We start from the raw sequence: 19,696 nt of genomic DNA, 5'->3' as shown, positions 1-19,696 counted from the left end.
GCATTCCAGGGAAACCGCTGCGCTTTCCCTGGAATTGCTTTAATCGGTGCTCGCCAGCAGCTTCGCGCCGCCGGCCGCCTGCACGGCCCGGCTGCCGAAACGGATGCCTGCCTTCAGGCAGGTCTCTTCGGACGCCCCGTCCAGCCAGGCATCGATGAAGCCGGCATTGCAGGCGTCGCCGGCGCCGGTCGTATCGATCACCGGCACGGTTTCCGCCGGCGCATGCAGCATCCGGCCGTTCGATATCAGCCAGGCGCCTTCCGCGCCCCCCTTCAGCAGGACCATCGGAAAGGCGAGCGATAGTTTGCGGATCGCAACTTCCGGATAGGCCGAGCCGGTGATCGCTTCCGCCTCTTCGAGATTGGGCAGGAACAGATCGACGCCCTCGCAGGCCCGCAGCAGATCGGGGTCGTAGATCAAGGTCGCATCCCAGCTCGGATCGAGCGAGACGGTGAGGCCCTTTTCCTTGGCGCGGGAAACGAGATCCGGGATTTCGTGCAGCGTCGCATATTCGGCGATGTGCAGGTGGCGCGCTTCGTCCCAGTCGAGCGCCGCCTCAAGCGTCGCAGGCAGTGCAGGCCCGGCACGGCGGGTGAGGAAGGCGCGGTCCTGGCCGACCACGGCCGCGACCGTCACCTGCGGCCCCGCATCTTCCGCATGTTCGATGAAGCGCAGATCGACGCCGCTGTCCCTGATCTGCTCTTCGACGCCGGCCGACAACGAATCCGTGCCGAGCCGGGCGGCCAGCGCCACCTTGCGGCCCGCATGGGCAAGATGCGCGGCCGCGATGAAGCCGCCGCCACCGGCCGCGATCTCCATGCCGCCGGCATAGATCTCGCGCCCGAGCACCGGCAGGTGGTCGAGACCCGTGAAAATCAGGTCGCAATAGATCCGGCCGATGCTGAGCACCGCGGATCTGGTCTCTGCATGCGTCATCATGAACGGCCCAGAAATCTCTCTGTGCTGGCATCGAAGAGGTAGAGGTCGCCGGGGGCGGCTTCGCAGGTAAGCGTACTTCCGACGGCCGGCACGAATTTTTCGCGCACGGTGGCGATGATTGGGGTGTCGGCCACGTCCAGATGCACAAGCGTTTCCGGCCCCAGGGGTTCGACAGCGGAGACCGTCCCAGTCACCGTGAAACCACTGCTGCCGGTCACCGTCGCATGCGCGATCAGGTCATGCGGCCGCACGCCGATCAGGATGTCGCCAACAGGCGCCATTTCCGCGCTCGATCCCTTCCGACGGCCGCGCACGAGGTTCATCGAAGGGCTGCCGATGAAGCGGGCGGTGAACACGTCGACCGGCGCGTCGTATAGCTCCGAAGGCGTCCCGACCTGCAGGATCACGCCATCCTTCATCACCACGATCCGGTCGGCCATGGTCATGGCCTCGATCTGGTCGTGGGTCACGTAGACGGTGGTGGTCTTCAGCCGCTGGTGCAGCCGCTTGATCTCGATGCGCATCTGGGCGCGGAGCTGGGCGTCGAGGTTGGAAAGCGGCTCGTCGAACAGGAAGGCGGAGGGGTCGCGCACCATGGCCCGGCCGATCGCGACGCGCTGGCGCTGGCCGCCGGAAAGTGCGGCCGGCCGGCGGTCGAGCAGCGCTTCGAGGCCGAGGATCTTGCCGGCCGCCTCGATCCGCTTGTCCTTCTCGGCCTTGTCGAGTTTTGACGTGTAAAGGCCGAAACCGATATTCTGGCGCACCGTCATATGCGGATAGATCGCATAGTTCTGGAACACCATGGCGATGTTGCGCTGCTTCGGCTCGCGTTCGTTGACCACTTCCGAGCCGATCTTCAGCGTCCCGCCCGAAATTTCTTCAAGTCCCGCAATCATCCTGAGCGTCGTCGACTTGCCGCAGCCGGACGGGCCGACGAAGACGACGAATTCGCCGTCGGCGATCGACAGGTCGATGCCCTTGACGGCCTCGACCTTGCCGTAGCGCTTCACCAATTTTTCAAGTTCGATCGTCGCCATCAGCGGGCTCCCGTCAGGGCGGTGAATTTCCGGTTCAGTTCGGCGGCCGCCTTGGCCTCATGATCGGCTGCCTTCTTGGCTTCGGCTTCGAAGGCCGCGAGCTTCTCGCGGTAGGCAGCGATCGCGGCCTGCATCGGCTCTGGCGCGGGGCCGCCGAAACGGGCGCGCACGGCGACGAAATGTTCGGGCGAGACGATTTGCCTGAACTTCTGGAGATCGACGGAAGGCTTGCGGCCGACCGAATGTTCGAAGGCCTTGAGGAAGGGCTCGTAGCCGTCATTCGGCAGGTCGCCCTTGGCTACGACGACGCTCTTGGCCGTCGCCGCGGCAATCTCATGCGCCTCGCGGAACGAAAGGCCCTCGATCCGAACGAGCGAGTCCGCAAGCTCTGTGATGGTGATGCAGGACCGGCGGATATTCTGGTCCACCCGTTCCGGATCGATGCTGATCTGGCTGATCAGCGCGGCGAGCAGGTCGAGCACGCGGGAGGCGGAGGCGAAGGCCTCGTAGCCCATGCCCTGCGTTTCGCCCTCACTGTCGTTCATGTCGGTGAAGGGCGTGTTGTGCATCACGTCGAGCACGGTGCGGGCCCGGCCCATCGTCTGGCTGGCGAGGTGGCGGAGATGCTCGATCGGCACCGGATTGCGCTTCTGCGGCATGATCGAGGAGATCTGCACCAGCGCGTTCGGCACGTAGATCTGGCCGACCTCGAAGCTCGTCCAGAACTGGAAATCCTGGATCAGGCGGCCGAGATGCAGGAACATCAGCTCGATCGCCGAATAGGTAGAGGTCGTATAGTCCACGGCCGCGATACAGGAATAGGAATTTCTGAGCGGCGCGGAAAAGCCGAGCAGTTCGGCGACACGGGCACGGTCGATCGGGAAGCCCGACGTGGTGATCGCGGCAGCGCCCATCGGCGACAGGTCGACGATTTTCCGGGCTTCGGCGAACCGCTCGATATCGCGGACCAGCACTTCGATCGCGGCGGAGAGATAGTGCCCGAACGTGGTCGGCTGGGCCGGCTGGCCATGGGTATAGGCAACGATCAGCGTCGCCTTCTCACGCTCGGCGGTCTCGATCATCGCGGCCAGCAGCTTGCGGGCCTTGCCCATCAGCGCATCGATCTTGTCCTTGAGGCCGAGCTTGAAGAGCGTGTGGTCGATGTCGTTGCGCGACCGGGCGGTATGCAGGCGCCCGGCGATATCGACGCCGATACGGGCCTTCAGCTCCTTTTCGATCAGGAAGAAGAAGTCCTCCACCTCGCCGGTATAAACGAGTTTCGACGGGTCGATTTCCGTGTCGATCGCCACAAGCGCGTTGGCAATCTTGGCCGCCAGCTCTTTGTCGAGGATGCCCGTTTCGACCAGCATCACGAGATGCGCCCGGTCGATCCGGCGAAAACCGTCCACATGGTGGCTCTTGGCGCCGTCGAAGAGCGGGCGCAGTACCGTTTCCTTGTAGACCGGATCGGGGAACTTGCTGGTGTCGGAAAGGCGCGGGTTGATGTCCGCCATGGTTTTATCCTTTCAGGCCTGCCAGCATCACACCGCGGACGATGTAGCGCTGCAGGACGAGGAAGACGAGAAGCGTGGGAAGGGTGGCGATCGCCGCACCCGTCATGATCATTTCCCACTGGATGGACTGCTCGACCGCGAAGCTCGAAAGCCCGACCGGCAGCGTATAGAGTTCCTTGCTGGTGGTGACGATCAGCGGCCAGAAGAACGCCGTCCAGTTGCCGAGGAAGGTGAAGATCGCGAGCGCCGAAAGCGCCGGCGTCACCAGCGGCAGCGCCACTTTCCACCAGATCTGGAATTCGTTGAGCCCGTCGACGCGCGCCGCCTCGATGAAGTCGTTCGGCACTGTCTCGAAGAACTGCTTCATCAGGAAGGTGCCGAAGGCGGTCATCATGCCGGGGAACATGATGCCCCAGTAGCTGTCCAGCCAGCCGAGTTGGCTCGACATCAGATACCAAGGGATGACCAGCATCTCGGTCGGGATCATCAGCGTCGAGAGGATGGCGAGGAAGATGAAGTAACGGCCGCGGAACTCGAACTTGGCGAGCGTATAACCGACTAGGCTGTCGAAGAAGCAGTTCGACAGTGTGACGAGGACCGCGATCAGCGTCGAATTGAAGAACCAGCGCAGGAAACGACCGTCGGCCAGCACCGAGATATAGTTCGCAAGCGTCGGCGCTGCCGGAATGAGCCGCAGGTCGTAGATCTGGTCTGCCGTCTTCAGCGAGGTCGAGAACATGAAGGCGATCGGCGACACCATGATCAGGCCGCCGATGAACAGGATGGTCCAGGTGACGATCAGGCCGGGGCGCACCTTGCCGTGGCTGAGGGGAGTGGCTTCGCTCATTTCTTTTCCCTCAGGATCCAGAGCTGCAGCAGCGAGACGATCAGCAGGATGGTGAACAGCACCACCGTCTGCGCCGCCGCGTAACCCATCGCATAGGAGTTGAAGGCGGTCTGGTAGATCATCAGCACCAGAGGCTTGGTCGATCCGAGCGGTCCGCCGGGATCGTTGGTGGTCATGTTGTAGACCTGGTCGAAGATGCGCAGGAAGCCGATCGACGAGAACACCACGAGGAAGACGGTGGTGGGTTTCAGGAGCGGCAGGGTGATCTTGCGCAGGATCGCCCATTCGCCGAGCCCGTCGATCCGTGCCGCCTCGTAGAACGTGCTCGGAATGGCGCGCAGGCCGGCCATGAAGATGATGATCTGGAAGCCTAACCCGGCCCAGATCGCCGTCACCATGATCGAGAACAGCGCCTGGTCGGTGGAGCGGATGAACGGCTGCTGCGGAATGCCGAGCATGCTGAACACGTCGTTGATGACGCCGATCGGCGGCGGCTGGTAGAACCAGCGCCAGACCCAGGCCATCGCCGCGGCCGTGGTCAGGAACGGCAGGAAATACAGCGCCCGGATGAAGTTGTGCATGAAACGGACGCGATCGAGGAAGAAGGCGATCGTGAAGGCGGTGACGAGGCTGATCGGCGTGCCGATGATCAGGTAGGTGAAGGTGTTCTTGAACACCTTCCAGAACTGCGGGTCCTTGAACAGCTTGATGTAGTTGGCGAACCCGATCAGTTTCGCCGGCCGCAGCAGGTCCCAGTTGGTGAACGACAGGTAGAAGGCCTGGAATGTCGGATAGAAGCGGATGATCGCGTAGAAGAGGATCGGCAGGGCAAGGAAACTCCAGACCCAGACGAGGCGCCGCGTCCGCATGGAAAAGCGGTCGCCAAAGGATGTCTCTGGGGATCCGCCGGGGCGGCCGGATGCCGCCCCCTGCTGTTCAATCGCTGCCATGACCGGCTCCGTGGCTTACGGCTTGGCCGCGTCGATGATTTCCTGCTCGGCGGCGGCCGCCTGCTTGATCGAATCCTCGACGGACTGGCCCTGCAGCAGCACGCGGTTTGCCATGTCGATGGCGTTCTGGCGCTGGGCCTGCTCATCCATGAACAGTGTGGTGTGAGCGTATTCCAGGCCCTTCAGGAACGGTGCGTAGATCGGGTCCTTGAGGTTGGTCTCGGTGAGCGCTGCGGAGCGGAGCGCCGGCAGCTCGCCGACGGTCTTCAGCCAGATGTCCATGGCGGCCGGCGAGATGATGTAGGCCAGGAACTTCTTGGAGGCTTCGAGCTCCTCGCCCTTCGCCTTGGCGCTGATGCCGTTGGCGAAATAGCTGGCATAGTTGGACCGCACGCCCTGCGCATTGGCCGGCAGTTCGGTCACGCCCCATTCGAAGTCCTTGATGCTCTTGAAGGCGCCGAGGCGGAAGGTGCCGTCGATGGTCATGCCGGCCTTGCCGCCACGGAAGGCAGCCTGGCCTTCGTCCATGAAGCCGGCCGCGCCGATCTTCTTCTCGATCTGCAGGCTGGTGTAGAATTTCAGCGCCTTGATGCCGGCTTCGCTGTTATAGGCGACCTTCTGGTCGTTGTCGGTATAGGGCACGCCGCCGAACTGGCGGATCAGCACCTCGCGCCACCACTGGTGGTCCTGGCCGCCCATGTCGAGCGTCGAACCTTCGACGGTGAGGTTGCCGGAAGCGTCGCGCTTGGCGATCTTCTGGGCGGCGGCGACGTATTCGTCGAGCGTCTTCGGCGGGTTGTTGGGGTCGAGGCCGGCCTCGGTGAAGAGCTTCTTGTTGTAGAACAGGGCGAGCGAGCGCACGGCGGTCGGCAGTCCGTAATACTCATCGCCACGCTTCATCGCCTTGACGATCGGGAAGAAGTCGCTTTCGATCTTGGCATGCGGGAAGGCGTCCTTCGGCAGCGGGGCGAGCAGGCCGCCGGCGACGAACTTGTCGAGCCAGCCGTAGAAGAGCTGCATGACGTCAGGACCGTTGCCGGCCATGTTGGCGGCGATCACGCGCGTCTGGTAGTCGGCATAGGGGAAGGTGACCTGCTTGACCGTGATGCCGGGATTGGCCTTCTGGAACTCGGTGATGAGCTGGTCCATCGCCTTCACGCGCGTATCGAAGACATACTGCCAGTATTCGATTTCCACCGCCTGTGCGGCATTGAATGCGAACGTGCTGAAACCGGCGACGAGACCGGCGAACAAAGTTGCCTTGCGCATGTGAGCCTCCATTTGCCCCGCCGGGTACTCCGGTCTTGGGGTCTGATTGTTCCCTGCATCCGGTCGCGGCCTGCGGTCCGGTGCGTTTATTGGTTCGGGAGGCAATCCTCCCTCAGACGCGCTGCGGCACCCTTCGCCTCAGCCTTCCCTACGCTTTCCTGAGTGCTGCCGTTTGTCAATAAGATAATTTACTTGAATTATTCTATTGCGGGAAACGGTTTTCCGGCGTTATGAATTCCGCCAACCGAAGGTGGCGAAATGACCATACACACGATCGGCACACACCCGGTGGCTATCGGCAAGAACCCCGAACGGAGCCGCGAGCACAACCGCCGCGTCGTGCTGGATGTGGTGCGCCGCCATGGCTCGCTGGGCCGTGCCCATATTGCCAAGCTGACCCAGCTGACGCCCCAGGCGGTCGCCAACATCGTCGACGAGCTGGTCGGCGAGGGCCTGCTGATGGAAATGGGCCGGCTCAAATCCGGCCGCGGCCAGCCCCCGATCCAGTTTGCGGTCAACCCGGAAGGCGGCGCCACCATCGGTGTCGAAATCGCCGCCGACCACATGGTGACGGTGGCGCTCGATCTCTCCGGCGGCCTGAGGGCAAAGCGCATCACGCCGCTCAAGGACACCACTCCCGGGCATATCCTGTCGGCCTTCGCGGCGGAGCTGGCCGCTGTCACGAAACTGGCCGGCACCAGGCTGCTCGGCACCGGCGTCGTCATGCCCGGTCCGTTCGAGATCGACGGCATGACCTCGGTCGGCCCGACGACGCTGCCGGGCTGGGCAGGCCTCGACGCCGCCCAGGCGCTCAGCGAAGCCTGCGGTCATTCGGTCATCGTCGAAAACGACGCGACGGCCGCGGCCGTCGGCGAGCGGCTGTTCGGCGCGGGTCTGGCGATCTCCAATTTCTGCATGATCTATTTCGGCGTCGGTATCGGCCTCGGCATCATCCAGGACGGTGCGCCCTATCGCGGTGCCTTCGGCAATGCCGGCGAGATCGGCCACGTTACCGTCGTGCCGAAGGGCAGGCCGTGTCCGTCCTGCGGCCAGCTCGGCTGCCTGGAAGGTTATGTGTCCGCCTATGTGCTCAAGGAAAAGCTGAGCTGCGTCGGCATTTCCGACACCGAGTTTTCCGATCTGGAAAAGCTCCATGCCGACCGCCACCCGGTCGTCGATGAATGGATCGACGAGGCCGCCACCTATCTCGGTCCGATGGTCGCCATGCTCGAAAACATCCTCGATCCGCAGACCGTCATCCTCGGTGGAGCGCTGCCGGATGCGATCATCGAGGACATCGTCGCGCGCATGGGCAATCTGCCGACCTCGGTCGCCAGCCGCAGACAGCGCGACCTGCCGCGCGTGCTGCGCGGCCAGACCGGGCAGTTGACTGCCGCACTCGGCGCTGCCGCCCTTCCGCTTTTCGACATGGTGACGCCCAAGCTCGAAACCTCGCTTGCAGCACTTGCCGATATTTCCGCCTGACCTATTGGAGGACCTTTCATGCTGACCGCCCGCGAACGCATCGAACGGCAGATGGCCGATCCCTCGCTCGTCCGGCTCCACCGCAAGCTGTCGCGGCTGAAGTCGACGGTCACGATGATGAATACCGGCGCCCATCCGGACGACGAGCAGAACGGCATGCTCGCCTGGTTCCGCCTTGGGCTCGGCATGCGCGTCATCATCGCCTGCTCGACGCGCGGCGAGGGTGGCCAGAACGCGCTCGGTCCCGAACGTCTCGGCCCGCTCGGCGTCATCCGCTCCCGCGAGCTGGAAGAAGCCGCCCGTGCGATCGACAGCGACGTCTCCTGGCTCGGCCACGGCCCCACCGATCCGGTGCATGATTTCGGTTTCTCCAAGGATGGCGACGCGACCTTCACCCGCTGGGGAGAGGCCCGCATCGTCGAGCGCCTGGTGCGCGCCTACCGCATGGAACGGCCGGATATCGTCATCCCGACCTTCCTCGACGTGCCCGGCCAGCATGGCCACCACCGCGCCATGACCCGCGCCGCCGAAACAGCGATAACGCTCGCCGCCGACCCCAACGCCTATACCGAACATTTCGCCGAAGGCCTGAAGCCGTGGATGGTCGCCAAATATTACCTGCCGGCCTGGTCCGGCGGCGGCGATACCTATGACGACGAGGTGCCGCCGCCGGATACGACGCTAACGGTTGTGGCCGATGGGCGAGATCCGGCCACCGGCGCGGACTACGACCGGATCGGCGAATGGTCGCGGTATTTTCATGCGTCCCAGGGCATGGGGCGCTGGCCGAAGCGGCCGGAAACCGCCTGGGAACTCCACCTGAAACTCTCCGTCGCCGGCTCACATGGCGAACGATCCATTCTGGAGAACCTGCCGGCGTCGCTTTCGCTGCTTGCAGACATCCGCAACCTGCCCACCAATGTCGCCGAAGCCCTGCGCTCCGCCGACGCCGCCATTTCCGTGGCCCTCGCAGCCTTTCCCGATCGCGACGCGATCATCGATGCGCTCACCGAGGCCGCCGGCTGGCTGGATGCGGTCGGGACCGTGGCGCCCGAGGGCTTCAAGGAGCTGCACGGCCATCGCATCGTCCGCAAGCAGCGGGAAATCGATGCCGCGATTCTCGAGGCGGCGGCGATCTTCGAGCGCGCCTATGCCGATCCCCCTGTCATTTCCCCCGGCGGGACTGCCACCCTCACCGTGGAGTTCGGTGAAGGTGCGTCTGACCAATGGGTCGGTGTCCTCTCGGTCCTGCCGTCGGGTGTCTCGTCTTCTGTCCAGTCGCTTGCCGGCGAGGGCGTACTCTCCCTGACCGCCGCTGCGGACGCGCCGCTCTCCAGCCTCTACCTGCCCGCATGGTCGGCGCTCGGCGGCAATGGCCATGCGCATGTGGAGGTTTCGGCCGAGATCGGCGGACGGATCGCCACGGGCACCTTCGATCTCGAAGAACCTTTCGCGGTGATGCCGGCTCAGTCGCTGACCCTGCTGCCGGATGCGCTGCTCGTCCCCCTGGGCACCAAGCAGACGGAATGGCCGATCGAGGCCAAGCTCACCGGCATCGACGCGCCGGTCTCGTTCAAGACGCCCGCCGGCTGGATGATGAAAAAAACAGATAGCGGCTGGATCGCTTCCTCGACCGATGCGGTGAGGCCCGGTCTCGTCGAGCTCGAGCCGCAGATCGGCGGCCGCGCGGCCTTCCAGGTCACGCCGATCGCCTATCGCCATATCGGTCGCACCGCCTTCCGTGCCCCTGCAACGCTGAAAATCCTGTCCATTGATTTGAAGCTGCCGGAAGGCGCCCGCATCGGTTATGTCGGCGGCGGTGCCGATCGCGTCGGCCAGTGGCTCGCCCGCATGGGCCTCGACGTGACGGAACTCGACGCGCAATCCCTCTCCGGCGATCTGTCGCGCTTCACCACCATCGTTGTCGGTATCTTCGCCTTCGGCATCCGCAAGGACCTTGCCGCCGCCACCCAGCGCCTGCACCGCTTCGTCGAAGAGGGCGGCCACCTGGTGACCCTTTATCATCGCCCGACGGATGGCTGGGACCCGAACGAGACGCCAGCCCGCCGCATCGAGATCGGCTCGCCGTCGCTGCGCTGGCGGGTCACCGATCCGAGGGCCGAAGTCACGGTGCTCGCCCCCGACCATGTCCTGCTCAAGGGGCCGAACGCCATCGGCCCGGAAGATTGGCAGGGATGGGACAAGGAGCGCGGCCTCTATTTCGTCTCCCGCTGGGACGATGCCTACGAGCCGCTTCTGGCCATGCACGATGCCGACGAACAGCCGCTCAAGGGCGCGCTGATCTCCGCCGCCATCGGCCGCGGCCGCCATACCCATACCAGCCTCGTGCTGCATCACCAGCTCGACAAGCTCGTCCCCGGCGCCTTCCGGCTGATGGCGAACCTCGTGCAGCCGGCGTGAACACGCAGGCAGCGCCAGGGCCGGAAAACGAGCGGGCCTCGAACGCCCGAATCGGCATCGGCTGGCTGCTCCTCGACATGACACTGGTCTCCGGCGGCATGACGGCGCTGGTCAAGGCACAAGGCGCCGCCTATCCCGCCTTCCAGCTCGTCTTCATCCGGGCGATGATCGGGCTATTGTTCATCCTGCCGCTGATCTGGCGGCACCGCGCTGAGATGCGCCGGGTCAAGCACCCGTGGCGCAACATCTTTCGCATTTCCTGCAATGCGGTGGCGCTGACCAGCAATTTTCTCGCCATCACCATGCTGCCGCTCGCCATGGTCAATGCGGTCGGTTTCTCCCGGCCGCTGATCACCATGGCCATGGCGGTCGCCATGCTCGGCGAGACGGTGAGCCGCATCCGCTGGCTCGGCGCCGGCTTCGCCTTTATCGGTGTATTGATCGTCATGGCGCCCGGCACGTCGAGCTTTAATGTCGAAGTGCTTGTGGTGCTGGTCTCCGTCGTCTTCGGTTCGCTGGCGATCATCCAGACCCGCGCGCTGAAGGACGAGAACACCACCGTGATGATGGTCTTCTACACCGTCGGCCTCGCGGTCATCACCGCCGTGCCCGCGGTCTTCACCTGGCAGCCCGTTTTGCCCTTCGACTGGATCCCGCTGCTCGGCATCGGCTTTCTCGCCCAGCTCGGCCAATATTGTTTCCTGCGCGCCTATCGCGTCGCCGATGCAAGCGTGCTCGCCCCCGTCGGTTACCTCTCGATCGTCTTCGTGACGGTCACCGGCTACGTCTTCTTCGACGAAGTGCCCGAGGCGAGGGTGGTCATCGGCGTGGCGATCATCCTGGCCGCGCTCCAGGGTGCCGCCTGGCTCGATCGCCGCCATGCCCGTGCCCCGGGCAGGATGGCTTGAGCAGGAAGTCCTGTGCAGGATCACCTTTGAGCGAAGGCCCTCGGGCAAAGGGATGTGATGCGATGTGAACGCCCTCGGACTACAATTGCCGAACTTTATCCAGCTCCGCACGTTATCGCGGTGACAGGAGGCGCTCATGGTCGCTCTAATGTTCGTTCTGGCAATCGTTGCGGTTCTGGCCGGCATTTTCGCCGTCGTCGTCCGCCAGATGGCCGGCGCGCGTCGCCAGCAATATCTGGACGAGCTTGCCGTCGACAACCTGGCATGCACGAGCGTGGCCGAACTGGAGCGAAAGGCCGAGCGCCAGAAGGCACTTCGCAACCGGCCGGTACGGATTTCTCGCAAACACGCTCATAACCCGAGGAAGCATCGCCCGCACGCCGGCATGCTGGCGAGATAGGGCAACGCCAAACAGGCGTTCCGGCCGGGGCGATCAACGTTTACATGTTTCCGAGAGGGTTTGGTGGAGCTAAGCGGGGAGTAACCTGCCATCCAAATTATCCGTTGAAAATCAAGATTGTTGCGATATACCAACGCCATGATGGTACGTCAATGGGGTACGTACTGGGGTACGCAACAGGCATTTAATGGCGAGATCAGCAGCAAACGACCGGCAATATCTGGAGCAGCACAGGGGCAAATGGAGGGTTTCCGTTGCGGTTCCTAGGGTGCTCCAGGCTCGGCTCCGTGCTTCGAGATTGAAGCATCCTCTCAACACCGACAGTCTCGTAATCGCGAACCAGCTCAAGTGGCCAATCGTCAACGAGATGCGCGCACGGATAGTCGAGGCCGCAGCCGCAGAAGGCATGGGTGATTTGCGGTCCGTCGCTGTTGAGTTCCATCGGCAGCGGCAGCGAGCAGCAACCGATAGGGAGCTAGATGCTATCGACGCGGGCATAGGTGTCGCCATCGAAGCGGTTCTAGGGAAGCCCATCGGCATCGACGTGGACCCAATCACCGGCGAAGAGGAGCCGTTGTTCGAGTCGAGGAAGGTCAAGCAGGCTCAGCGGTTCGCCAAGATGGTCGCGGGGGAAGCTACGGCATTCGATGAGCTTCACAGTCAGTACATGGGCCAGCTCCAGGTGAAGCCGCGCACAAAGGCTGACGATGAGCGGGCGATCAAGCTATTGAAACGGTGGTGCGATGAGAATAATGTCGAGCCGTTTCTTCAATCGTTTCCGACTAAGAAAGCGGCAGTCCGCTTCGTGGATGATCTCCAGGGCTTGGAGCCCAAACTTTCCCCAGTCACGCTGAACAAGTATATCAATCGGCTCTCGCGTTTCTGGCAATGGCTGGAGAAGCGGGAAGAGGTTCCGATAGACGTATGGCGTGGTCTGGCCTTGGTTCCTCCTCCTGTGGCTCACGACGAGAAAGAACGGCCATTTACCGACGAGGAGATGGTGAAGCTGCTCAAGGGCGACACTACCCAGGCCATGCACGACCTTATGCGTATCGCGGCTCTCACGGGTTGCCGCCTGGACCCCATTGTCTGCTTGCGGGTGAAAGATTGTCGAGAGGATGGTGTTTTTGTCTTCAAGCCTCAGAAGAAGGAGAAGGCGGAGCGGCTATGCCCCATCCATCCCGATTTGATGGAAATAGTAGAGCGGCGGACCAAGGACAAAAAGCCGGATGATCCATTTTTCCCTGAGTGGCCAGGACCGCAGAAGGTGGAAACGAAGCGAGAGCGGTCATTCAAAACCTCAAACCAGTTCACGGCCTATGCCCGTTCAATAGGTGTCCGGGAAGAACTAGATGGGCGGCGGCGGTCCCTAATCAATTTCCACTCGTTCCGCCGCTGGTTTATCACCCAAGCAGAGAGAGCGGGCCAACCGGAGAGCATCATTGCGGCTGTAGTGGGCCATAAGCGGCAAGGTATGACGCTCGGGGTGTATTCCGCTGGGCCTGCTATCGAACAAGCCAGGGCATGTGTCGAGGCTGTCCGCCTGCCATCCTTGGTGGCCGAGAACGGATGACCATCTTCCCTTTCGATGTGGTCGCTCGGCATATCCGCAAGAAGCACCCAGGATGCCCCGAGTTCGCCGTGGAGTTCTTCGCAAAGGAGGTCTCGCGCAAGGAATGGACGCCCGGTGTGAAGCTGGGTCGCGCCGTAGGCATCACCATGGATGGCCTCTTGCGTCACCAGATGACGGAATATGAGAGCCTGTTGCTCCATGGGATGGACAGGGAGGAGGCCCGAAGGCGTGTCCAGCCGCGAATACAGGCGATGCTCAAGGTTTGGAAAAATCGACCCGAGAGCAGCTAGTGCTACGTAGCAAGCGACTACTGTAGGAGACGGCTAAACGCTAGTCGCAAGGCGCGTAATTTGCCCCTGACCAAGCCGGCTCTCCGGTACGTGCCGATGAAGTTAACGTTCATCCCGTAAATACCCAGCCAATTCTCCTCCGTCACCATCAGGAAATCATCAGAGAAAGTGAGGACGATGCTGTGCCCCCGTTCCTCGTCCTCGGAGTGCTGAATGGTGCTCCCCTCAAGGTCAGCAGAGAAGTCAAGGATACCAATGTTTGGCCCGCCTGGACGCCTTTCCCCCCATAAAGCCATCCCATCTATATGATATCTTCCATCTACTGCCATTGAAGGTGTTATTCGCAGCTCTGCGCTTTCGCTCTGACCGGTTCGGATATAGTGTCCTGCTATGGTCATCGTAGACGCCTTGCTCTTCTATCTATCAGCCAAAGCCAAATTCTTCCCATAAAGCCGCCCAAGCCGAAATATATCTCGACATCCGAATAAAGCTCATCTCGATAGAATTTCACCTCTCTAACCGTGAGATTTTTGCTTTGCCGGGTCGTACTGTCGTACTGATCATGATGGACGAAACACATGAAGGCTAAGTTGTCCTCGGAAGGATTGGCAGCATTCCTGTCTAGGTGAGCGATTTGGCCAGCTTTGAGGCTCATGTCACGAGACAAGCCGAAGCAGACACAGCATCGTCTCCTCGACTTCACGAAGATTGCGTCTTGCGTCGCCTGTGGGATTGGCTTTCTTGCCACTAATCGTTCACCTGACGATGACCCTATCGATATGTAGCGGTGGACGGTCGAATTGCCACGTTCCTGAAGCCAGCGGCGTTGAGGGCCATTGAGATTTCATTTCCCCCGTTCGGGCTCTTCGGTCCAACAACTATATCCGTGATCACCTCTGCTCCTAAACCACCCAAGGGAAGTTCCACGTATGAAACCACGCCCCCGTTCCGTGCTGCCCTAAATAACACAGGGAGCTTTTTCTTGCTGACCTTCTCACCTGACCCACCGCCGTCTTCTAGCGTCCACTGACCGCTCTCGCTGACCTTTACATTCAACGCCCTCATGATGCGGACTTCCTTCTCTTCGGAGAATGCAGGGTTCTTGTAGAACGTCATGTCCATTGAGAAGTAGGTGCCCATCTCGAATAGGAATTTCCTTTTCTCTTTTTCGGGCAGCGTTCCGTAAACCTCATGCGCGGCAAGGAGCCATGTGCAGAAATGCTCCACCTGCTTTTCCCTTGAGTATTCTATCGGGGCGATGCGGATGGATAGAGACGCGATCTTCTTTGCATCGAACCCGATAGCGACCCCAGCACCATCATCCGCGTAGGCCCTCCACTGGCTAAGGACGTCGCCATCAGTGGAGAAGGCGCATAGCGTCGGCAGGAGCCGGAGTTGGCTGGTGCTTATTATCTCGTCCACCAGCTCAACGAAGTCCCTACCCACTTGGTCCAGGACTGTATTCGCTGCCTCTATAAACCTATCGTAGGCCCAGTGGACTTCCCCAAAGTCGTTCATCGTGTTCACGTCTGATAGCCACAGGCATTTCCGTTGAATAATCGAAAGGAGCGTGGAGGTGGAACAGTAGTGGTATAGAATTGGGTGCTGTTGGAGGTTCAATGTGGGTGCATATGCTAAGGCATTGCTGTCCAAGGCGACCTGCTCCTCTTTTATCTAAAAAAATACAGATACGCCCCAACACAGGGACACGCTGGTAACAGCCACGAACCCCTCCAAGTTATCCACAGCTTACGCTGCGGACACCTTTTCAGTCTCCCCCTCCGCAAGCCTCCTTGCCAGCCTGGAGAGGGTGGACCGAGAGCAGCCCGTGGCCTGAATAATGGTATTCCAGCTTTGCCCCGAGCGAAGCATGGAGATGATAGCGGCGTTCCGCTTGGTGTCCTCAGGACGCCCCGCATACACGCCCTTGGCCTTTGCGCTTGCAATCCCCTGGGCTTGCCTCCTGCGGCGGTCCTCGTAATCTTTACGAGCAATCGCGGCCAGCATATCCAGCATCATTCCGTTGATGGCATCCAGCATCCGGCTTGTGAAGTCGTCTCCAGCGTTCGCCAATTGATAGGAGGTCGGCAAGTCCATCGCCACGACGCGAACCCGCTTCGCTGTGATCTCGGCTTTTAGCTTTGACCAGTCTTCGGCATTAAGGCGGCTAAGGCGGTCCACCTGCTCGACCAAGAGAATGTCCCCCGGATGGCAATCGGAAAGCAGCCGAAATAGCTCAGGGCGGGCCAAGGAAGCGCCGCTCTCGTTCTCGACATACCAAGAGACGATCTTCAACCCACGCTCGTCAGCGAATCTCTGTAGGTCGTTTCTGGCTCGGCTTGCGTCTTGCTCTTTGGTGCTGGCGCGTAGGTAGGCGCGGATAAGCATCGGGAACCCCATCAGTTCGATTTAGGTGGTTTGCTTATCTCCGGTTCCATTTGGGTTGTCAATGGATATTTATCGAACCATCATCTGGTCGGTTCGCTAGAGGCACACCCATCTAGCACTGCTGCATGACGGCATTTAATGTGGGGGTGGGAAAACCAATTTGGAGGTTCATCATGAGTAACGAAGGGACTGGTGATCTTAAGTTCGGCTTGGAGAAGCCCGCTGACTGGCTTGAGAAAGCAAGGCGAGAGTTTCGGCGTCTACAAGCGGCAGATGGAATCGATAAAATAGACCATGCCATCAACACCGCTATCACCATAGCGCAAGTCGCGGACTGGTGCTTTAACGACGCCCTCAATAGGCGGTTGATCGATCCCGGCAGCCGAAACAATTTCATCAGCAAGGCGCGCAAAGCCAGCCTAGACACCGCCATTTTGACGGACATCGCAAACACCAGTAAGCACTATAAGCTTGACCGAAAGCCGGTTTCTACTGCCTTAACGGTGTCGTCGGGCCAGGTTATCATTCCACGTGAATTCCTCTTCTCTACGTTCACATTGCCGGAACATGAGCCATTCAGGGAGCATGTGACGGCCATTCGAACCATCATTGATGAGGACGAGATAATCGGCTTCCATTACGTGGTTGGTAAGCAACGGGTGCTTACCAAAGATGGCTATGTGTCATTTGAGATGACCTGTGATGCGGCGATGAAATTCTGGGAAGCCTCGATTGCTTCGATCCAGGATAAAATTGTTCCGGATTGGCTAAGGTAGCGCGAACATCTTCTTTTCATTCATGACTGATCGCCAATCGTCAGACGTCTAGCCAACTCCCTGCCTGCCGTGGTGAGGTGAAGCTTCGGCGACCTTGCGCCCATTGGTCCTACCCTCTGCGTCACGAGGCCCAGCCCTGGTTTGCCATGGCGGTCTCTGCTGGACAGCGCGTTAACGTTACGGGAGATGGACGACTGGCTGAGGCCAAGCATGTTGGGGAGGTCTCGTTGCAGCACTCCTGGCCGCATGGCGATGGCGAGGAAGACCGAGGCCGTCTGCATTGGCATCTCGGAACGAAGCTCGCGGAAGACCTCAAGTCGGTCGAACAGTTCATGTAGCCCACGGATGCGCTTGGTCACCCTGCGGTGTTCCGTCATCATTTCCATTGGTGCCCCCTATTTGTGAGTGGAAAGATGCCAAGCGGCGCTGGAACGTCAAGACTTGATCATTGGCGGGAAGGGCTGTAGCCGCGCCCATGCGCTCGCCCGAGCTATTCTGTGCGCCCCCAGGGGCACGGGGGGACGCGCCCGAGCCTTCCTATCGATTGCCGCCTCGGATTTTTTCGTGAAAATAAGCGTCTGATTTTCTTCTTATCATTATTGGAGATAGACCATTGGCCGACCTGAAAGACGCGATTCCGACTGATGAGTTCCATTCTCGGTTTCGGGAAATCTCCGAAACGGTATATGCCACTAACATGGGGCAAATGGCGCGAAATTGCCCCGAGAAGATGATGGGTATCTCGCTCTTCATTTGGGACGAAGCAGTGCATCGTGGCCTTGTGAAGCAGGAGTTCAAGATTGGCCCCTACACAAAAAAACCGAAAGCGATCTATCCCTTCGTCAGGTCGGAACTAAAGTTCGAGCCTGTCTCCGCTGCTATCTCGGTATCATATTTCAATGAGCGGAATCCGAAGGTCTCCTTCGCCGATGTCACTTTGGTTCAATGCTATCCCGAAGACATCCACATCGTAGACGTGGAGTTTTCGGACAACAGCCAACCCTTGCGCGATGCTGACCCGACCCGTGAGTACCGAAATTACCGAGGCTTGCATGTCTTTGGTACCTTTCTCGACCGGCTGCTAGATGTCGCTCGCAAACGCGATGCGAAGCGTTTGTCGCTGATGTGCGCGTATCCTCCGCTCTATGAGGTCTGGAAAAAATACGGATTTGTCATGAGCGAAACCAAGATGGCGAAAGCTGCATATGCTCACAATCAACGCGGGTTCCCGATGGTACGTATGGTTGACGTATAATGCGCTCCTCCGGAGAGAAGGCGTATCGTAGCCGCCAGTCTTACGGATAGCCGAAAGAACCCCACGGCTCACCCAGTCCTGGAACCTACGGGCCTCAGGTTTGTCCAAGCGCATGATGAGCTTGTGGAGGCCGCGTTCAGAGACAACGGAGAGCGAGGCTGGCGACCGCGAAATAGTTCCTGCACAGTACCCGGCATCAGGTGCGGGGTAGTCCGGCGAAGCAGTTGCTTCTCGTCCTTAGCCACCAGTCGGGTAACATCCGCCGTTTCAACATGACCGTTTGGACACAGTCAGCAGCCGACCTCCGGTGATGCACTGTCGAGCCGATGCCACGCCCCCCGGAATTCCATGCGGTCATAAGCCGGCGGCTGGAGCCAATGTGCGCCGCCTCTTTTATCCTGGACCGCTCCGGCCCTCACCTCTCCCAACGTCAGAATGAAGCTGATGGGGGCCTCACTGTTCGCGTGTATTGTGATTATCCACCAGTCGGAACGTAGAGTGTCCAGGCTCATCCCAAGCGGTACAGGGTGCCGTTTAGAGAGTGCCTTGGACTGAATGCCCAAAAACACAGTTTCATCCGCATCGGTGATGATGAGGTCGGAGCCCCGCGCATTCCGCACAGTGGGCATAACATGCCAGCCTCGCCGTGAAAGCTGCCATGAAGCGTGATAAAGTCCAGCGTTGCCGGTAAGTTGGTTTCTCATCGTCGTGCCGTCATATAGCATACGATTCAGCTCAGCAACTATGGGATGTGGCCCTAACCTTGTCCAGCAAATGATCAGCCCGTAGAGGCGGCTTTCTGAACAGACGTGATAGTGCCCTGTTGATATGCCGAAGTGCGCGCGCGGCAGGTTGCCGTCCTCGGCGCTATCGAGCCTGGAGTATCACTAGCCGCAGTTCCCTACTCTAGGAACGACTACATCCATATCTTGGCATTCAAGGCAATGTCGCCTAACCTGCCTTCGGCAGCGCCTAGCTGTCACCCGGCCCACTTCGCTAGAGGGCAGAGAAAGAGGGTCACGGTGATGCGCGCTGTGGCCCTCATTCACTTCCGGCTGATACTCAGGCAGGCTGGGTTCGCTTCCTGTAGTTGCTGTAGCCATCCAGGCCGATGCCGCCGATCTTGAGGGCGGCTGCAAACGGGCTGGGGCCGGAAGCCCATGGCATGGAGTTGATGCGGTCTTTGGCTTTCGCCTTGAGACCGTCCATCTCGCGAGTAAGGTTCTCGGTGGTGAAGCCGGTGTTCTGCGATATGCGGTCTTTGGCCGTGGCCTCTTTACCGTAAACGTCTGCGAGCAGGGCATCGACCGAGAGGCCGGAAACACCCCCCTCGCCAGCAGCGGCCATGGTGGTCGCACGGGCGGCACGGGCTTCACGGGAGAGGTCTTGCTTCTGAGCAGCGGCGGCATCTTCTTCCTGGATTTGCCGCGTCTGTACGTCCGCATATTCCCGGACTAGATTTTCATTTGCAGCCCTTTGGTTCTCACGAACCATCGCGTTTTGCTGCTTCGCCTGCTGCTGGGCACCGATGAACTCCATACCAGCTTGAGCAACGCTGAGAGTTGCCGCCATTAGTGAAAACGGTTCGCACATTGGTCGCTCCTCAGTCTGATTGTTTCGTGGAAAGGATGACCCTCTGGACCC

The 19,696-nt window shown here is 60.7% G+C and carries 17 protein-coding genes and 1 pseudogene; 8 read left to right on the top strand and 10 right to left on the bottom strand.

All coding sequences use genetic code 11. The features are described 5' to 3' along the window. Positions 1–39 precede the first annotated feature (39 nt). Genes J2X76_RS07230 through J2X76_RS07205 form a run of 6 tightly spaced genes read right to left on the bottom strand, consistent with a single transcriptional unit; the run spans position 40 to position 6,568 of the window. Positions 40–939 carry a PfkB family carbohydrate kinase gene (locus tag J2X76_RS07230; RefSeq protein WP_310214372.1) on the bottom strand — a complete coding sequence of 300 codons (900 nt, stop codon included), beginning with the start codon at positions 937–939 and terminating at the stop codon, positions 40–42. Further along, positions 936–1,976: an ABC transporter ATP-binding protein gene (locus tag J2X76_RS07225; protein ID WP_113130119.1), complete on the bottom strand. Its 1,041-nt coding sequence runs from the start codon at positions 1,974–1,976 to the stop codon at positions 936–938. The genes J2X76_RS07230 and J2X76_RS07225 overlap by 4 nt, the downstream gene beginning before the upstream one ends. After that, positions 1,976–3,490, bottom strand: a complete 1,515-nt coding sequence (argH, locus tag J2X76_RS07220) for an argininosuccinate lyase (protein WP_310214367.1) — start codon at positions 3,488–3,490, stop codon at positions 1,976–1,978. The genes J2X76_RS07225 and argH overlap by 1 nt, the downstream gene beginning before the upstream one ends. Positions 3,491–3,494: 4 nt before the next feature. Further along, entirely contained in the window at positions 3,495–4,337 is an 843-nt protein-coding gene (locus J2X76_RS07215) for a carbohydrate ABC transporter permease (protein ID WP_310214363.1), read from the bottom strand. Further along, complete coding sequence (locus tag J2X76_RS07210) at positions 4,334–5,287, bottom strand: sugar ABC transporter permease (protein ID WP_310214361.1); 954 nt, start codon at positions 5,285–5,287, stop codon at positions 4,334–4,336. The genes J2X76_RS07215 and J2X76_RS07210 overlap by 4 nt, the downstream gene beginning before the upstream one ends. Before the next feature lie 15 nt (positions 5,288–5,302). Then, positions 5,303–6,568, bottom strand: a complete 1,266-nt coding sequence (locus J2X76_RS07205) for an extracellular solute-binding protein (RefSeq protein ID WP_310214359.1) — start codon at positions 6,566–6,568, stop codon at positions 5,303–5,305. A 246-nt stretch (positions 6,569–6,814) separates the two neighbouring features. Here J2X76_RS07205 and J2X76_RS07200 point away from each other — a divergent pair, with 246 nt between their 5' ends. From J2X76_RS07200 to J2X76_RS07175, 6 genes are all read left to right on the top strand, one after another. Continuing rightward, positions 6,815–8,041 carry an ROK family protein gene (locus J2X76_RS07200; protein ID WP_310214357.1) on the top strand — a complete coding sequence of 409 codons (1,227 nt, stop codon included), beginning with the start codon at positions 6,815–6,817 and terminating at the stop codon, positions 8,039–8,041. Positions 8,042–8,059: 18 nt separating this feature from the next. Continuing rightward, positions 8,060–10,462 (top strand): PIG-L family deacetylase, encoded by a 2,403-nt coding sequence (locus J2X76_RS07195; protein ID WP_310214355.1) that lies wholly within the window; start codon positions 8,060–8,062, stop codon positions 10,460–10,462. A gap of 77 nt (positions 10,463–10,539) precedes the next feature. Continuing rightward, positions 10,540–11,370, top strand: coding sequence for a DMT family transporter (locus J2X76_RS07190; RefSeq protein ID WP_310214764.1), 831 nt, complete (start codon positions 10,540–10,542; stop codon positions 11,368–11,370). Between the two features lie 136 nt (positions 11,371–11,506). Continuing rightward, complete coding sequence (locus tag J2X76_RS07185; RefSeq protein ID WP_310214353.1) at positions 11,507–11,770, top strand: hypothetical protein; 264 nt, start codon at positions 11,507–11,509, stop codon at positions 11,768–11,770. A gap of 298 nt (positions 11,771–12,068) precedes the next feature. Then, positions 12,069–13,343 carry a tyrosine-type recombinase/integrase gene (locus J2X76_RS07180; RefSeq protein ID WP_310214351.1) on the top strand — a complete coding sequence of 425 codons (1,275 nt, stop codon included), beginning with the start codon at positions 12,069–12,071 and terminating at the stop codon, positions 13,341–13,343. Next, positions 13,340–13,633, top strand: coding sequence for a DUF2293 domain-containing protein (locus J2X76_RS07175; protein ID WP_310214349.1), 294 nt, complete (start codon positions 13,340–13,342; stop codon positions 13,631–13,633). Before J2X76_RS07180 ends, J2X76_RS07175 begins: the two co-directional genes overlap by 4 nt. Positions 13,634–14,404: 771 nt before the next feature. Here J2X76_RS07175 and J2X76_RS07170 read toward each other — a convergent pair. After that, positions 14,405–15,286 carry a DUF2971 domain-containing protein gene (locus J2X76_RS07170; protein WP_310214346.1) on the bottom strand — a complete coding sequence of 294 codons (882 nt, stop codon included), beginning with the start codon at positions 15,284–15,286 and terminating at the stop codon, positions 14,405–14,407. Between the two features lie 96 nt (positions 15,287–15,382). Continuing rightward, on the bottom strand, positions 15,383–16,021 hold the full coding sequence (locus J2X76_RS07165) for a recombinase family protein (protein ID WP_310214343.1): 639 nt from the start codon (positions 16,019–16,021) through the stop codon (positions 15,383–15,385). A 173-nt stretch (positions 16,022–16,194) separates the two neighbouring features. Between J2X76_RS07165 and J2X76_RS07160 the strand changes: the two genes are divergently transcribed. Together J2X76_RS07160 and J2X76_RS07155 are read left to right on the top strand one after the other, a co-directional pair. Then, positions 16,195–16,797, top strand: a complete 603-nt coding sequence (locus J2X76_RS07160) for a hypothetical protein (protein WP_310214341.1) — start codon at positions 16,195–16,197, stop codon at positions 16,795–16,797. A gap of 613 nt (positions 16,798–17,410) precedes the next feature. Then, complete coding sequence (locus tag J2X76_RS07155; RefSeq protein WP_310214338.1) at positions 17,411–18,052, top strand: hypothetical protein; 642 nt, start codon at positions 17,411–17,413, stop codon at positions 18,050–18,052. 27 nt (positions 18,053–18,079) lie between these two features. Here J2X76_RS07155 and J2X76_RS07150 read toward each other — a convergent pair. Further along, positions 18,080–18,285: pseudogene (locus tag J2X76_RS07150) on the bottom strand (Bro-N domain-containing protein); the annotation flags it as partial. Positions 18,286–19,114: 829 nt separating this feature from the next. Further along, positions 19,115–19,645 carry a hypothetical protein gene (locus J2X76_RS07145; RefSeq protein WP_310214336.1) on the bottom strand — a complete coding sequence of 177 codons (531 nt, stop codon included), beginning with the start codon at positions 19,643–19,645 and terminating at the stop codon, positions 19,115–19,117. Between the last annotated feature and the right edge of the window lie 51 nt (positions 19,646–19,696).

This window comes from Neorhizobium sp. 2083 (assembly GCF_031455615.1).
In the GTDB taxonomy this organism is placed as follows: Bacteria; Pseudomonadota; Alphaproteobacteria; order Rhizobiales; family Rhizobiaceae; genus Neorhizobium.
The sequence above is the reverse complement of the archived record's forward strand: the minus strand, read 5'-3'. Positions and strand labels throughout refer to the sequence as shown.

Coding starts and splice junctions, on each gene's coding strand:
- J2X76_RS07230 (WP_310214372.1), bottom strand. CDS start 939: ATGATGACGCATGCAGAGACCAGATCCGCGGTGCTCAGCATCGGCCGG.
- J2X76_RS07225 (WP_113130119.1), bottom strand. CDS start 1,976: ATGGCGACGATCGAACTTGAAAAATTGGTGAAGCGCTACGGCAAGGTC.
- argH (WP_310214367.1), bottom strand. CDS start 3,490: ATGGCGGACATCAACCCGCGCCTTTCCGACACCAGCAAGTTCCCCGAT.
- J2X76_RS07215 (WP_310214363.1), bottom strand. CDS start 4,337: ATGAGCGAAGCCACTCCCCTCAGCCACGGCAAGGTGCGCCCCGGCCTG.
- J2X76_RS07210 (WP_310214361.1), bottom strand. CDS start 5,287: ATGGCAGCGATTGAACAGCAGGGGGCGGCATCCGGCCGCCCCGGCGGA.
- J2X76_RS07205 (WP_310214359.1), bottom strand. CDS start 6,568: ATGGAGGCTCACATGCGCAAGGCAACTTTGTTCGCCGGTCTCGTCGCC.
- J2X76_RS07200 (WP_310214357.1), top strand. CDS start 6,815: ATGACCATACACACGATCGGCACACACCCGGTGGCTATCGGCAAGAAC.
- J2X76_RS07195 (WP_310214355.1), top strand. CDS start 8,060: ATGCTGACCGCCCGCGAACGCATCGAACGGCAGATGGCCGATCCCTCG.
- J2X76_RS07190 (WP_310214764.1), top strand. CDS start 10,540: ATGACACTGGTCTCCGGCGGCATGACGGCGCTGGTCAAGGCACAAGGC.
- J2X76_RS07185 (WP_310214353.1), top strand. CDS start 11,507: ATGGTCGCTCTAATGTTCGTTCTGGCAATCGTTGCGGTTCTGGCCGGC.
- J2X76_RS07175 (WP_310214349.1), top strand. CDS start 13,340: ATGACCATCTTCCCTTTCGATGTGGTCGCTCGGCATATCCGCAAGAAG.
- J2X76_RS07165 (WP_310214343.1), bottom strand. CDS start 16,021: ATGCTTATCCGCGCCTACCTACGCGCCAGCACCAAAGAGCAAGACGCA.
- J2X76_RS07160 (WP_310214341.1), top strand. CDS start 16,195: ATGAGTAACGAAGGGACTGGTGATCTTAAGTTCGGCTTGGAGAAGCCC.
- J2X76_RS07145 (WP_310214336.1), bottom strand. CDS start 19,645: ATGTGCGAACCGTTTTCACTAATGGCGGCAACTCTCAGCGTTGCTCAA.